The sequence below is a fragment of the Alkalibacterium subtropicum genome (assembly GCF_900112455.1).
GTDB classification, from domain to species: domain Bacteria; phylum Bacillota; class Bacilli; order Lactobacillales; family Carnobacteriaceae_A; genus Alkalibacterium; species Alkalibacterium subtropicum.
In genome coordinates, this window is sequence record NZ_FOLT01000013.1 from 33,891 (window position 1) to 48,585 (window position 14,695).

The following is a 14,695-nucleotide window of genomic DNA, read 5'->3' on the forward strand; positions in this document are numbered from 1 at the left end:
ATTCACAGGAAAATCACACTTCTTTTTCAACGATCCTTACTTCATACGGCTGCAGAGTAAGTCGCCCGTACACAAGTTCATCCGACTGAATATCCACCACTTCTTCGTTGATCTCAATGACCTGCACCTCTTCCGTGAAATTCATGATAAAGACAGTTTTCAGTCCCTCGGCTTCTCTTGCCTGCACGGAGACACCGCGTTCATGTGTGACGTCCAGTGCAGGTCTCAATCCCAAGTCTGAGATCAGTTCCCCGTAAAAATCCGCTAAAAACGCTTCTTCCAGGCGCGCGCCAAGGTAATATGCCTGCCCTTTTCCGTAAGCATTGACTGTGACGGCCGGCTTGCCTTTGTAAAAATCGCTCTGGTACACAGCCAGTCCGCTCGCCTCACCCATTTCGATCACCGTCGCGTAATCTTTAACGAGATAATTTTTTCCGTTATAGTCGATACTGTTCTCATCTGATGGATAGTACGTGTCGGATTCCACGGGCTCCATGCCGAAGGTTGCTTTCAAAGGTCCGAGCCAGCCGCCCATATGCGCCAGATCCGACTCGTTGACAACGCCAGTGATGTACGTTGAAACCAGCGTCCCGCCGCCTTTCACATAGTCCTGCAGCTTTTCGGCCGTTTTTTCAGCCAGCATATAGAGCATAGGCGCAATGACCAAGTCATACTTACTGAAGTCAGCATCTTTTGAAACGACATCCACGGCAATGTTTTTATCCCAGAAGGCCTGATAATGCTTTTCCAGTGTCTCGCCGTATTTTTTCGTCTGCAAGCCAAAGCCCTGGGCATCATTCAGGGCCCATTCGTTTTCGACATCATAAATAATGGCGACTTTCGCTTGGCGCTGATAGCCGACCACCTTAGGAGAAATCTCCTCCATCGCTTTACCAAGGCGTGCCACTTCTTTAAAGACACGGTTTTCAGGCGAACGGTCGTGATCCACCACCGCGCCATGGAATTTCTCGGAAGATCCGCGTGATTTACGCCACTGGAAATACAGCACACTGTCCGAGCCATGAGCCAGCATCTGCATGGATGACAAGTAATGCATCCCGGGCCGCTTGGCTTTATTGACCTCGTGCCAGTTCACTCCACTTGGCGTCGACTCCATGAGAAGGAAAGGCTGATCCTTCATCGCATAGAAGTGATCGTTCAAAAAGCCTACTTTTGAAGCCAGTGTGGCGGTGTCTTCCTTGTCATTATGCCAGGCCGGATAAGCATCCCAGCTGATGACATCCACTTCTTCAGCGAACCTGCTGTAGTCCAGTCCGGTAAAAGGCGTGAAGGCAGGATTGTCTGACATGAAGTTGGTCGTGATCGGTATACCGGGGGTGATTTCCCGCAAAGGCATACACTCATTTTTATAGAAGTCGATCGTCTGGTGCGAAACAAAACGGCGCCAGTCCAGATTCATCCCGTGCACGGCACTTTCCCCGATCCGCGAGGGTGATTCGATCTGTTCCCAGTCGGTGATCGTATGACTCCAGAACGGTCCCCACCAGGACTCATTCAGCTGATCCAAATCATTGTTGTATTTATCTTTTAAGTAAGTTCTGAAATTCTGCTGACACAAGTTACAATGGCATTCGCCGCCAAACTCATTAGAGACATGCCACATGAGTAGTGCCGGGTGGCCTCCGTAGCGCTCAGCCAGTTTCGTGTTCATTTCCTGCGTTTTCTTCCGGTAATAAGGCGAAGAAAAACAGTGATTGTGACGGCCACCATGCAGCTGTTTCCTGCGGCTGGCATCCACACGCAGCACTTCCGGATGCGCTTTGGACATCCAGGTCGGACGGGCACCGCTTGGTGTTGCTAAAATAAATCGGCCCCCAAAGGAAGCGATACGCTCGATGACCTCATCCAGCCACGTGAAGTTATAGCTCCCTTCTTCAGGCTCCAAAGCGGCCCAGGCAAAAATCCCGATGGAGAAGGTGTTCGTGTGGGCTTTCTGCATCAGCACCACATCTTCTTTCAGTATCTCGGGATAGGCCAGCCACTGATCCGGATTGTAGTCGCCCCCGTGCAGCAGGCGTGTTTCATCTGTTAAAGGTTTCTTGATCAAATCAACCATCCTTTCATTATTTTCGGTAATAATGATTCAGCTTGCCGATCAGGTCATCGATAACGGTTATGAGATGGCCAGGATGTCCCTGATCGCGCATTTCATCTTTCAGACAAGCCAGATAGTCGACATGCTGCTTGTCGAGCAAGGCATAGTCGGAGTCAGTCAGGTCCAGCGTTTCGTCTTTAGCTTTGAGATAGGTTTCGACATCCATCTGCCAGGTCCGCGTTCTGTCCGGGTAGCGCAGCAGCAGTTCTTCTGCTCTGACGATGCCCTGGGGATTCAAATCACCCACGAACCGCAGCTCGGCACCGTTGGCAATGAGTCGGTCAAAGACTTCCCAGGCCGTACGTGTCCATTTCTCCTGCGTACAGATCATCGGCAGCGCTGGCACACTGTCAGCGATTCGGCTGAACACTTCTGCATTGTCGATAATCCACACGATCGGCTGCTCATGGGCCGGATAGACGGCACGCAGCTTGACCACTTCTCTCAAGGGAACGGTCAGCACACTATGGCTTTGAACTGCCGCTTCCCAAACTGGATGATAACCGGCAGCTGTTTCCGCGAATAGATTGAACGCGGTCACTGAATCGGAGATATCCTCCCGGTACAGATGGTAATCTTCCAGCAGGGCGTTGACCGCTTTCTGATCGGTCGGCATCACGATCCGTTCTTTCATGTGGACACGTTTGGTTTCAGCTAAGACGTGCAGCCACAGTTTTCCTAAAGAGGTCGTCGGATCGAAGGCATTCGCATCCAGTGTGATGATCTGACTGAATACGGACAGCCGGACCGGACGTGTCGGGAGCAGGCGGATCCCTTCGGATAAATACAGCACCCACTGTTCAAACTGTTTCGGGGACGCATAAATCAACGCATTCACCCATCTGACGTCTTCCTGGTTATCTCTTATATAAATCAGCCAGTCTCTGACCAGCGGAAATTCCTCTTGTAATTCACTGAGGAGGTGTTCACGGCTAAACATCTTTCCAAGCACTTCCTTCTCTTTTCTGTCTCTTTTATTCTACCACTTTTAAGGCAATATCTCAGATTTTTAACAAAATGTGACATTCTCGTCAATTATTACCTTTTTCGAAGGGTTTTTGAGATACCTGTCATCTCAGCTTATGATACTATGTTATTAATGTTGCAGAAAACATCCACAAACAATAAGTTGAACTGCGAATCATCAACTCATATAGCAGAATATTAACAAATGAATTAAAAAGGAGACCGATCGTTTGAAAAAGAAGCATATAACAACAGGGACAGCAGGGATGATACTTGTGCTCCTCTTATCCGCTGTTTTGCCGGCCGGACAGATCTTTGCCGAAGATGCCCGTGCTGCCGATGAGGCTGATAAGTATATCGATATCATCGTTCGCTATGAAGAAACGGTTCCAGACGAAGCGTCCCTGGATCCCCGCTATAAAAATATCGAAACGATGGACGTCTTGCCGATCCAGACCATGTCGGTCCCGGTCTCGGCGGTCAGAGACATCAGCCTTCAAGAAAACGTCAGACGTATCACCTATGATCAGGAAGTGCAGACAAGTCAGTCCACTTATGACGTATCCAGCGATGACTGGAACCAGGACATGATCGGGACTTTCGATGCCTGGGAAGACGGCTATACCGGTCAGAACGTGAACGTGGCCGTCCTGGATACAGGCTTCTATCAGCATCAAGAGATCACCTATGCCGGTGGCCACAGCATTTTCGGTGAAGATGACGAGATGGGCCCGGACCCCTGGACGAATGACCACTCCGGACACGGCACGCATATCGCGGGAATCCTGAGCGCACAGCAGGGATCACGCGCGCAGGGTATTGCGCCAGGTATCGACCTTTACGGTGTGAAAGTCTATCACGAAGATAATGGCGGCAAAACGCGGATCGGGAATTTATTGTCCGGTCTTGAGTGGGCGATCCAAAACGGCAGTGACATCATCGTCATCAGTTCTGGTTATGCCGATCGCAACCACGAAGTCCATGAAATGATCCAGCTGGCAGCCAGTCAGGGGATCCTGACCGTTGCAGCCAGCGGGAATATGAGTGACGATAATGTTTCGATCGATTACCCTGCCGCCCATGAAGAAGTCATTGCCGTTTCAGGTGTCAATCAGAGACAGGCACACGTCAGTGATTCCATGGTGGCCTATGAAAACGAATTGGCCGCTCCCGGTCAGAATATTTTAAGTTTAAGTACAGACGGTTCGCACGTCACGATGTCCGGCACCTCTCAGGCCGTCCCGCACGTTGCCGGTGTGGCAGCCCTTTTAATGGAAAAATATCCGAATGAAAGCGCCAGTGCCATCCGCCAGCGTCTGATCGATCAGGCACTCGATTTGGGTGAAGCCGGTCGTGACGTCATTTATGGCTACGGCCTTGTTCAGTACGCCGAACAGACCTCTGATGAAACGGTACCTGAAGAAGAGCCGGCTGAAGAACCTTCTGAAGGAGAACCAGCTAAAGAGGATGAAGGAACGGACGAAGGAACGGACGAAGGAACGCCTGAAGAAACCCCCGATAACACGGGCGAAACGGATGAACCTGAAGGGGACACAGATTCGGAATCTGAGAATGAGACTCCGGTTGAAAGCGAAACCGGTTCTGACGGATCAGATGAACCCCAGGAAGAAAACAGCAGCGATGAGGACTCTGATCCTGAAGAAATGACGGATGAGGCCAGTCCCGAAACTGAAGCGGCTGTTGACGATGAGTCTTTAGAAAGCGATGAGACTGAGTCCGAAGAAAAAGTTGAGGAAGATGAAACCGCTGATTCAAGTAACGAAGAGGCGCCGGCTGATGAAATCGACGAAGAACCGGATCCACAAAGAACCGTCTGGATCCGTCCGTCAGAAACCAATGGCGTCGCGACCATAGCGGAAGAAGATATCCAGACCGTTGCTGATAATGGGGTGCTCGCTGTGTCTTTCGATGCCTCCCTTGGCCATATCGACCGGATCAGTTTATCAAGAGATCAGGTCCAAACGCTGAAAGAGAAGAATGTCAGTCTTTTAGTCGCACGCGTCGATCTGGAATGGGTCATCCCGGCCAGTAATCTGACAGACGGCAATGCGCTGCTGACCTTCGAACCGACAAGACAGTCCGTGACTTTCGAAGAGATCACAAAAGGTAAGATCCTGACTTTCGGCATCGAACAGGAAGGCCAGGGATCGGCTTCCTTACCGTCACATATGACTTACCGCTTCTTTACCCCGGCAGCGGAATATAACCGGGACCACTTATACCAATGGAACGACACTGATGAATCATGGGAACTGCTCGGCGATGCCTATACAAAAGGCGGTGTCGTAGGGGTTACGACTGAGACACCGACGCTTGCTGTCTTCAATCCGGAAGAACTGGCGTCCGTAAGAGCGGATGCTGAAGCAGAGCAGGAAGAACCGGCCGTCAGCGAACCGGCACAGCCGGATACAGAACCCGTCGATACCGTGGAAGAAGAGGACTCTGCCTTTCTCGATGATGATTCATCTGGCCTACCTGTCGTATTGAGCAGCGTCGTCGTTGTTATTCTCTCCGTCTCCGGTGGTTTTTACTTCTTTGGCGGCAAAGCTAAATAAGCCTCATTTCATAAATCACACAATAAATAAGCTCTTAATAAAGTGGGCGGGACTTAAACATGTCTCTCCTGCTTTTTAAGAGCTTTTTTATAAAAGCAAACCCACCCTCCCGTGCACTAGGGTGGGTTTGCTTTGGACGTACTCGTGACTGAATCAGTTTGAGTGATGCCAATGCGGGCCTCATTGGACGTACTCACCTCAGAATTTGTTCGAGTGATGCCAATGGGGCCCTCATTGGACGTACTCATGTCAGAATTTATTTGAGTGATGCCAATGCAGCCCTCATTGGACGTACTCACATCAGAATCCATTCGAGTGATGCCAATGCGGCCCTCATTGGACGTACTCATGTCAGAATTAATTTGAATGATGCCATTGCGGCCTAAGTCTCCCTAACACTTTTCTTCAGATGCCCTTGACTCAAGCCCTTCCTGTTCAAGGAACGTGAGGAAAGGTTCCAGCTCTTCTGCTTCAAATCGTTTCTTGAAGGCTCGGATCTCTTCTTCAGAAAAACGTCTCGGATCCAGTTCCAGCGCTTCCACAGGGATCGGCCGATCCGTACTGACTTTCACATCGACCACGACGGTACGACCCGCTTTTTCATGTTCTACGGCTTTCTTGAACACTTTATCCAGTTCATTGATCTCCCTTACTGTGTATCCGATGGCGCCCTGGGCTTCAGCGATTTTCGCATAATCCACCCCTTTGAAGTCGACGCCAAAGTATGCGTGATTCGTGTCTTCCTGTTCGTCTTTGATAAAGGCGTATTCCGTATTGGAAAAGACGACATTGATCATGGGTAGCTGATACTGCCGTGTCGTGATGATGTCCTGCATGACCATCGAGAAGGCTCCATCACCGGTCAGATTCCAGACCTGCCGTTCAGGGAAGTCGGCTTTGGCCGCGATGGCTCCCGGCAGACCATTCCCCATCGTGGCAAACACGCCGGAGGTCCGCCACATATTTTTCGGTGTCATATGGAGGTGTCGGACAGACGTCTGTGTGGTATTTCCCACATCCACAGAATAAATGGCATCGTCGTCCGCCACCTGATTGATGACGTGATAGGCCTGATAGAACTGCAGCTCCCCTTCTTTTTTCTGTTCCAGTTTATCTGTATAGGTCTTCCAGTTTTCAATATTTTTCAGATTGGCACGGTACCATGCTGTTTCTTCTTTTTCTGAAAGTTTGTCTGTCATCATCCGGATCGCTTCGCCCGCGTCACCAAGGATAGCCACGTCTGTTTTGTGCCGTTTCCCTAGTTTATGCGGATCGATGTCGATCTGGATGAATTTGTCGATGTTGTCGAAGATAGCAGTGACTTCTGAGAACGGATAGTTACTGCCGGCAAACAGGACTACATCAGCTTCCTCAAAAGCTTCAACAGCGGGTTTTCTGGATACGCGATGAGCGGAGCCCAGAAAGGCTTCAAAGTCATGCGGGAAGGTATCGTAATTGATTCCTGTTATGGCTACCGGTGCCTTCAATTTTCGGGACAAATCCATCACGTCCTCCCCACTGCCGCGGGTCCCGATTCCTGCATAAATGACCGGTCGCTCAGCCTTTTCCAGAATTTTTACAGCTTCGTCTATCTCTTTTTCATTCAGGACCGGATGCGGCATCTGTTTATGCGAGTCGGCGGAAGCATACCAGCTGTCATCATCGATCTCGACCCATCCATAATCCACGGGCACTTCCACAGCCGCTATCCCTTTTCTGGCAACAGCAGTACGGATCGCTTCATCAATGATCTTAGGCAGCTGTTCAGGATAAGCGACCCGGCGGTTGTAGACTGTGACATCGGCAAACAGTGGATTGTGATTCATCTCCTGAAAAGCGTCCATATTGATTTCTTTTTCTGCGCGCTGACCAATGATCGCAAGCACGGGGACCCCGTCTTCACGGGCATCGTACAGCCCATTCATCAAATGAGTGGCACCGGGACCGGCCGACCCTAAGGCGACACCGATCTCCCCGGTGAACTTGGCATGCATCGAGGCGGCTAGGGCTCCCACTTCTTCGTGACGCACCTGGATAAACCGGATGTTCTCTTCTTCTTTTTTCAGCGCATCCATCCACGAATTCAGTGTACCTGCCGGCAGGCCGTAGATGTTTTTCACGCCCCATTTTTCCATCACCTTGACTGCGGCGACCCCTGCTTCAATGGTTTTCTTCTCTTCCGTCATCTACTCTCATCCTTTTCATTCATATATTTAGAGTAATTTTATCAATTCCTGCATTTTTAGTTTCTATATATATCTTACTCAAAATAGCTGTTTTTCTAAAAGAATAGCACCTTGAAAGCTAAGGCTGATATCCTGTTTATTTTGATCGAATAAGAAATGAAGAGGTTGAGCCAGCTGACTCAACCTCTATTCTTATCACTGCTTCTCTTTCATTTTTCCCGGTGATCACTTAATACTCCTTTGGAAACAGATGGGATATTTCGGTCGCTTTATTGTTTTATTGCGTATTATCCTAACGCGCAAACCGGGGACAGTCCCAGTTTTGAGACTGCGGCCTTATTTCTGAAAGTCCAGACCTGTAACTGTGCCCACTTCCGGGAATACCGACCTATTCCCGGAACTCAAGGCCCAAAAACCTTGCGATTTCAGGTTATAGATCGTTATAGCCTGATCTCAGAATCAGAATCGTCCGCGAGTTACGGCTATCGTCTCATATAATAAGAACCTGTATCTTTTAGACCTCACCAGTTGAGGTTAAAGCGCGTCATAACAGGAACTGATTGACAAGCAGTCTAGTGAGCTACAGTTATCAGTCGCCGTGACAGGCACTCACGCGCTTAAATGGAGTGACGGTCAAAGACGCTCCCTGGTAATGCCTTTAGATCGACGCTATCCAAATGTTCCCAACCCAGTGATACTTTTTCCTTAAACAAAAAAGCAAACCTTAAAGACAGAGTGTCCTTAAGATTCGCTTTAATTTAAAACGTTAGTTTACCTGAACGAGTAAGAGGATCCTCGGCGATTTGATTTATTGCGCAGTTTGTAAACGATGGGATTGATGATGGCCAGTGCCAGTATCGCCAGAAACATGTAAAACGTGAGGGAATCGCCTTCCAGAGAAAGGTCTTCCAGGAACATATTTTCTGTGATGATCAAAGCAATGGCTATCAGTGCATGCGTGATGGAGACGGCCAGTACTGAAAAGAATGTAACGATAGCGTCGCGTCCTTTTGGTAAAAGAGACAAGACGAGAAAGAGGCCGAGAAAAACAAGAATGAGTCCAAAAACTAAACGGAATTGTGTAAATACTTCTATATTCATAGTGATCTCCTTTGATTTTATTTCTCTTTCTATTTTACAAGTCTCACGGGTAAAACACAATGTCTATATCATTTTTTGAGTCTCTCTTCACCTCGTGTTTAATAGAACTGGCGTCCAAAGTTCCAGTCACCGATCATGTCATTGATCGATAACGCATCGTTCGTATCGATATCCGCTAACTCTTTCCGTTCAGATTTCGGCAGCGAAAGGGAATCAAAAATGATGTCCGGCGCGTTATAAAAGCCGATATCTTCAAACCGTTCATCGGTCAGACTAAACTCATAGCCGATTAGCTCCCGCTCACTTTCCGTCCAGTTGATTTCTCCCTGCAGGGCAAACACGTACTGGTCCTCATCTCCGTAGGTAAAGTAGTGAGTATTCCCCATTGAGCCCGCATAGGTATAGTCGAACGGCCGGGTGACCCGTTCCGCTTCGTACATATCAAGCGCCAGCAGATTCTCTTTTAAGGTATCCGACCGGCGGTATGCTCTGACGATCGACGGGTCTTCTGAAGTTCTGATGCCCACTATCGTTTGATAGGGCCGGATCCCAGGCGTGATATATTCATTCTGTTCTACCCAGTGATCATAGGTCAAATGCCCCCATATAAAATAAAGGGCACAGAGACCGATCAGACCCAGATACCCTCGTGTGACATACTTACGGGCTGGTTTTTTCGGATCGGTGTAAGAATAGGCAAAGACAAATACGATCGCTAAAAAAAGCAGAACCATGACGATCAATGGCATCGTAAACGTATAAAACTGCTCGGCTCTCATCCAATATGCATACATCTTTTTGTCTCCTTATTGTTTTTCCAGTTCCAGCCGGTCCAGCATCGGAAGGTAGAGTTTATCTCCGTCGTTCAGTTCGATGACAGCTTTGTCCGGCTGATTATCGGTCAGCTCTTTGGTCTGTTCATACTCTTCTTCCGTGATACGGCCCAGTTCGACCCACTCTTCAAGGACTTCTGGAGGAGGCCCCTGGCTCCCCCCTCTGTTTCGTGTCAGTTCGACCACTTCGATATTCCCGTCTGTGAAGTGGTACAGAACCGGCGTACGGGGAGCACGTATCGATTTCAGCGCGTACGTCCCTGCGTCCAGATGTCTGCCCACTTCATAGTGTCCCGCCATCAAGCTGACTGTCGGCATCGGGTTGGTGTCTGATCCAGTTTCTGAGGCGTTATCTGATTCAAGCGAGGGTTCAAGTTCACGTCCGCCATAAAATGACGCTTCATTATAGTGCACATAGATCTCCGGTTTATCGCCTTCGACTTCAATGATCTGGCCTTCCCGCAGATCGGCGACCGCCTGCATCACACCGATGTCTTCCTGGAAGTGGTTCTCAAAAGCAACCGCACCTGAAGAATCATAAACGGTGACATTCCCTGCCCGGATGATAAAAACTTCAGGACTGAAGTCACTTGGATGACCTTCAAAAATGACCCGTCCTGAAGGCAGGTCTTCCCCCACCGTATACGATCCTTTTTGCAAGGTGGCCCTCTCTGCACCGGAAAATTCCAGCGAGGGATCGAACAAGGTCTCACTCAAAGGATATCTGAAATAATGTGCTTCGTTTTCTTCATTGATTTTCTGAGTCTGTGCGTACTCTTCGATGGCTTCTTCGTTCGTTTCGACCGGTTCACCGTCATATAAAGGGGTCCGTAATCCGGCGAAATTTGAACAGCCGGACAGAACGAGAAGCATTACAGGCGTCAGGAAGCGTTTCTTTTTACTTTGAAACAGGTTTTTCATGCTGATGCCCCCTGTTGAATGAATGGATCTTCAGACCATATAAATGTGAATAATACTCGGATGTGCCCATGGGTCCGACAGTGATCTCGACATCCTTCAAGTGACGAAGGTGCTTGTAGATCGCCAGCTGTTCCGCTTCGGTCAGCTCTTGTAGCGGGATGCAGAGCACGTTATTGCCTAAATGAATGGTATCTTCAGGCAGGGTCACGTGTGCTTCGAGATACGCCACCTGTTCTTCCGTGCATAAAAGTTTAAAATAATCGATTGTCTCATCGCTGTGATCGAACACAAAATGAAGCTGCTGGTCTTTCAGGAAAAAGACTTTGTTCGCGTACTCATCCAGATTGTCCAGCAAGTGAGAAGCAACAATAATGATCTTCCCTTCATCTCTCAATTCGATCAGGATATCTGAAACTAAAGACACGTTCTCCGGGTCCAACCCGTTCATGACTTCATCCATGAACATGATCGGCGTGTCGGAAGCGATCACCATGGCAAAGCACAGCCGCTGGCGCATGCCAAGTGAATAGGTGCTGACTTTGCGGTCGACATAATCATCCATCTCCAGGCGACGGATGATGTCTCTCACGTGATCCTTTTTGCCGGCCCACATATCGGCATACATCTCGATATGTTCGGTCCCGCTGAAGTTCTCATGCAGATCTGCCTGATCCGGGAAAAAAGTGATGAGCTGATGCAGCTTTAACACATCTTTATCTTTGGCCGTGTACTCCTTGTCATCGACCAAAATATGTCCGGATTTTACAGGAACAAAGCGCATGATGGCGTTGAAGAGGGTCGTTTTTCCGGTCCCGTTGGGCGCAACCAGTCCGATGATCTGACTGTTGGCGATTTGGAACGAGATATCGGTCAAGACCTCCCGCTCACCATAAGCCACGGTTAAATTCTTTACTTCTAAAGTCATTCGATCACTCTCCTTTTCAGTCCGGATCGCCGGGTCGGTATCCGTTTAAAGATGACATGGAAAATCCCCTCAAGGACCAGCCAGACCCCCAGCGCTAAGATCGGCAGTTTCCAGTAGACGATGCCAGGCAAGTCGAACTGCAGCGCACTTTCCCCTGAGAGGACGGAAACCACTTCGATATAAAACGACGGTTGCCATGAAGTCAAGGGATCCAAGATAGTCCATATCATCGGCAAAAAGGCCAGTCCAGCCACGATAAAGAGCGTCAAGTAGATGTTTCGGATCATCCAGCTGAGACCGGTGATGATCAAAAGGAACAGATAACTGACGACCATGCCGAGTCCAGTCAACAGTAAGCCGTACTGCCATAAAGGTATATAGGTAACGGCCTGACTGACATAGAGTTCGACCGGATAATTCAGGCTGCCGGTCGTTTCAAAGAATAAAGACAGACCATAACTTACGCCGATCCCCAAGAGGGCCGCCAGCCAGGTCATCAGCCACAGCAGGAAACTGCGTCCCCGCCACTGTGTTTTCATCGGTAAAGGGAGGCCCTGGGTGACACTGTAATTATTTTCCTGATCTTTAGTGAAGTGATCGCCGGCTAACAGCGCCATGGCTATAAACAGAACAACAGACACGAACAGCTCCAGCTGCTGCTGCAGGATCTGAGATGAAGCGTAAGGATTCCATTCGATCGGTAGACCGCTCTCTTCAAGGGCATTATAAAAAGCAAGCTGCTGTTCGATTTCGGTTCTCGAAGGTAAATACACAGAGGTCAAAAGGTCATACGATTCAAAGTCCGTTGCTTCAAGTAAAAACAGATTGTTCTCAGCCATATCCCGTCCATTGTCCAGATAATCGGAAACGACGTCTTCCAGTCCTTCAATCGTATTTCCTTCGCGCTGAATCAGTATGTACCTGTTCAGTCCGATTAGCGTGGAATTCCGTCCCAGACGCCGCTCGACTTCTTCACCCAGTTCTCCGTCAAAGTGGGCATCCGGAATCAGCCGGAAGATGTTATGCGCCTCACTGTATTCCGAGCGTAATTGTGTTTCCGGCAGGGTCACGTTCTGCTGGCGGTAAAGCAGGGAAAATGTCCCCAGGAAAAGAAAAAAGCCGATGAGCAGCAAACGCGTTTTCCAGTCACGCAGTATGAGCCGTCCGTTCCATTTCAGTACACGTTTCATTTTTCTCCTCCTTATCTTACGAAGTTCTGGCGTTTAAACAGTTTGGCAGCACCAAAGTTCAGCAGTTCGAGCACGATCACAGTGACAGCGAGGACGAATAGGCCTCGCTCATAGGGTACATTCAGTCTGCTCGTCACCACATCACCGAAATGATAATAAGTCTGCGGATAGAAAGACAGAGGGATGCCAAGCAGTTCCTCTGTCCCGGGGCTGTAATAAAGCTGCGGGAACAAGAGGACGAATACGGAAGCTATGAACGTCACGACATCATGCCTTAAAATCAGACTGAACAGCGTGTTCAAACGTGTGAAGCCGTACATTAAAAGGAAAGCATACGGCAAACTCTTGAGCAGAAAGCTTCCGACTTCCATCGTGACATAAGGGAGCGCAGAGTAAGCAGCAGCCGCTTCACCCATGGCCCCGACCGGCATCGCCAACGACCCGAAGCCGTGAAGCAAACCGTTCAGGAGAATAAAGAGCCCTCCGAGCACAGCCAAAAACAGCGTCACGAAACCAAACGCCGTCACTGACTGGGTGAACAGATAGCCAAACCAGTTCAAAGGAATGCCTGCCTTTTGTGTGCGCAGGGAACGGTCCTTGGTGATAACGTCACTGATCATGAACAGCAGGAGCAGCAGTACGATGTAAGGTCCCAGCCCGATAAAGAAGAGATGGACTTGCTGCAGACTCGTCCGTTCGTGCACCATATGGAACGTGAGCGGTTCGGCTTCGTTCAGGTAATAATCTGTTTTCTGTTTAGTAAAGAACTTTTCCTTGTCATCCCCGATGATTTGAAAAGGGACGTTGAACGAACGGTCTGCTTCTATTGTGGCTCCTTGAGGTATTGGCCGGTAAGGGATCTCCAGATACCGCCGCACATCTCCGTTATTCAGCGCCGTCAGGAGTTCGCGCTGAGCGACATATTCATTGCGGGCTATTTCATACGCACTGGTTCCGGTCATCACCGAAGGGACAGTCAGTCCTTTTTCCAGCTGGTCTTCAAACGTCTGCCGGTTCCCCTCCATCTGTCGTTCCAGCTCCGTGATATCCACTTCATTCTGTCCTGGTGTGTTCGGTAAAACCAATAGACTATGTAAAAGAACAGCGCCTAAGCATAAGATCATCACCAGGCGATTCTTCTTGTTCCGCCACATGTACGTGACTGTTTCACTCATTACTTGCCTAATCATACGATCTCCCTTTTTGTATAGTTTTATCTCTTGTCTAACTAGTTTATCACAGAAAAATCATGAAAACCGACTTTTTATCATTTTTTTCTAACCTGATACACAATTCATACTTTCTTCATATTATAAGTTGTTATAACAAAAAAACTGCGGAACAGTAAACTCAGCAGTTTTTCATAACCCGGATTATATTTTTTTATACAAAGAGTGCTGCAAAAGAATCATCGCTGCACCTCTATATCAGTCTTTGACATTCGTCATCCGTTTCAGTGTTCGTTCAATCTCTCTCAAGGCATCAGCCTGCTGGCGGTTGCTTTGTGCCAAAGACAGTAAGGCATAAATGACTATGCCCAGGATTAAAACACTGAGACTAAACATGACAATAGGTAAAAATGAAATCAGATACATACGCTTCCTCCTTTCTGAGTTAAACTCAAATATCGCTGATTTACATTGATCTAATCGGTCATCCTCGTCCTGCGACGAGGATTTTCATTATTAAAAAGCTTTTCGACTGACCGTTCGACGCACTCAAGTGATTTTGCAGGTGAGTGATGCCTTTGCGGAAGTCTTTCGACGTACTCAAGTGATTTCTCGGGTGAGTGATGCCTTTGCAACACTCATTCGACGTACTCACCAGTAATCCAGTTTGAGCGAGGCCTTTGCGGCGCTCATTCAGCGTACTCACGTAAAT

At 48.7% G+C, this 14,695-nt stretch carries 13 protein-coding genes; 2 read left to right on the forward strand and 11 right to left on the reverse strand.

Features of this window, described 5'->3' with window-relative positions:
* Positions 1-13 precede the first annotated feature (13 nt).
* Together BM049_RS09895 and BM049_RS09900 are read right to left on the reverse strand one after the other, a co-directional pair.
* The gene (locus BM049_RS09895) at positions 14-2,077 is read right to left on the reverse strand and encodes a beta-galactosidase (protein WP_091531162.1); all 2,064 of its coding nucleotides are present in this window, start codon (positions 2,075-2,077) and stop codon (positions 14-16) included.
* Positions 2,078-2,084: 7 nt separating this feature from the next.
* Positions 2,085-3,056, reverse strand: a complete 972-nt coding sequence (locus BM049_RS09900; protein ID WP_091531165.1) for a DUF2399 domain-containing protein — start codon at positions 3,054-3,056, stop codon at positions 2,085-2,087.
* Positions 3,057-3,312: 256 nt separating this feature from the next.
* Between BM049_RS09900 and BM049_RS09905 the strand changes: the two genes are divergently transcribed.
* Together BM049_RS09905 and BM049_RS11750 are read left to right on the forward strand one after the other, a co-directional pair.
* Complete coding sequence (locus BM049_RS09905; RefSeq protein ID WP_091531168.1) at positions 3,313-5,658, forward strand: S8 family peptidase; 2,346 nt, start codon at positions 3,313-3,315, stop codon at positions 5,656-5,658.
* Positions 5,659-5,816: 158 nt separating this feature from the next.
* Positions 5,817-6,044, forward strand: a complete 228-nt coding sequence (locus BM049_RS11750; protein WP_143079484.1) for a hypothetical protein — start codon at positions 5,817-5,819, stop codon at positions 6,042-6,044.
* Positions 6,045-6,050: 6 nt separating this feature from the next.
* Here BM049_RS11750 and spxB read toward each other — a convergent pair whose 3' ends face one another.
* The 9 genes from spxB to BM049_RS11960 form a co-directional block, all read right to left on the reverse strand.
* Positions 6,051-7,844: a pyruvate oxidase gene (spxB, locus tag BM049_RS09910; RefSeq protein ID WP_091531169.1), complete on the reverse strand. Its 1,794-nt coding sequence runs from the start codon at positions 7,842-7,844 to the stop codon at positions 6,051-6,053.
* Between the two features lie 771 nt (positions 7,845-8,615).
* A complete protein-coding gene (locus BM049_RS09915; RefSeq protein ID WP_091531172.1) occupies positions 8,616-8,945 on the reverse strand; it encodes a hypothetical protein in 330 nt (109 codons plus the stop codon).
* A gap of 98 nt (positions 8,946-9,043) precedes the next feature.
* Entirely contained in the window at positions 9,044-9,739 is a 696-nt protein-coding gene (locus BM049_RS09920; protein ID WP_091531174.1) for a hypothetical protein, read from the reverse strand.
* Positions 9,740-9,751: 12 nt separating this feature from the next.
* Positions 9,752-10,699 carry a hypothetical protein gene (locus BM049_RS09925; protein ID WP_091531176.1) on the reverse strand — a complete coding sequence of 316 codons (948 nt, stop codon included), beginning with the start codon at positions 10,697-10,699 and terminating at the stop codon, positions 9,752-9,754.
* Positions 10,677-11,624, reverse strand: coding sequence for an ABC transporter ATP-binding protein (locus BM049_RS09930; protein ID WP_091531179.1), 948 nt, complete (start codon positions 11,622-11,624; stop codon positions 10,677-10,679). The genes BM049_RS09925 and BM049_RS09930 overlap by 23 nt, the downstream gene beginning before the upstream one ends.
* Positions 11,621-12,814 (reverse strand): hypothetical protein, encoded by a 1,194-nt coding sequence (locus tag BM049_RS09935; protein WP_091531182.1) that lies wholly within the window; start codon positions 12,812-12,814, stop codon positions 11,621-11,623. The genes BM049_RS09930 and BM049_RS09935 overlap by 4 nt, the downstream gene beginning before the upstream one ends.
* Positions 12,815-12,825: 11 nt before the next feature.
* Positions 12,826-14,004 (reverse strand): hypothetical protein, encoded by a 1,179-nt coding sequence (locus BM049_RS09940; protein WP_143079485.1) that lies wholly within the window; start codon positions 14,002-14,004, stop codon positions 12,826-12,828.
* A 237-nt stretch (positions 14,005-14,241) separates the two neighbouring features.
* Entirely contained in the window at positions 14,242-14,409 is a 168-nt protein-coding gene (locus BM049_RS11885) for a hypothetical protein (RefSeq protein WP_177188680.1), read from the reverse strand.
* A 58-nt stretch (positions 14,410-14,467) separates the two neighbouring features.
* The coding region (locus BM049_RS11960) for a hypothetical protein (protein ID WP_218147247.1) at positions 14,468-14,695 on the reverse strand (228 nt) is incomplete at its 5' end.

Bases quoted from the DNA above. Each gene is read 5' to 3' on its own strand.
- BM049_RS09895 (WP_091531162.1), bottom strand. From the start codon at position 2,077: ATGGTTGATTTGATCAAGAAACCTTTAACAGATGAAACACGCCTGCTG.
- BM049_RS09900 (WP_091531165.1), bottom strand. From the start codon at position 3,056: ATGTTTAGCCGTGAACACCTCCTCAGTGAATTACAAGAGGAATTTCCG.
- spxB (WP_091531169.1), bottom strand. From the start codon at position 7,844: ATGACGGAAGAGAAGAAAACCATTGAAGCAGGGGTCGCCGCAGTCAAG.
- BM049_RS09915 (WP_091531172.1), bottom strand. From the start codon at position 8,945: ATGAATATAGAAGTATTTACACAATTCCGTTTAGTTTTTGGACTCATT.
- BM049_RS09920 (WP_091531174.1), bottom strand. From the start codon at position 9,739: ATGTATGCATATTGGATGAGAGCCGAGCAGTTTTATACGTTTACGATG.
- BM049_RS09925 (WP_091531176.1), bottom strand. From the start codon at position 10,699: ATGAAAAACCTGTTTCAAAGTAAAAAGAAACGCTTCCTGACGCCTGTA.
- BM049_RS09930 (WP_091531179.1), bottom strand. From the start codon at position 11,624: ATGACTTTAGAAGTAAAGAATTTAACCGTGGCTTATGGTGAGCGGGAG.
- BM049_RS09935 (WP_091531182.1), bottom strand. From the start codon at position 12,814: ATGAAACGTGTACTGAAATGGAACGGACGGCTCATACTGCGTGACTGG.
- BM049_RS09940 (WP_143079485.1), bottom strand. From the start codon at position 14,004: ATGATTAGGCAAGTAATGAGTGAAACAGTCACGTACATGTGGCGGAAC.
- BM049_RS11885 (WP_177188680.1), bottom strand. From the start codon at position 14,409: ATGTATCTGATTTCATTTTTACCTATTGTCATGTTTAGTCTCAGTGTT.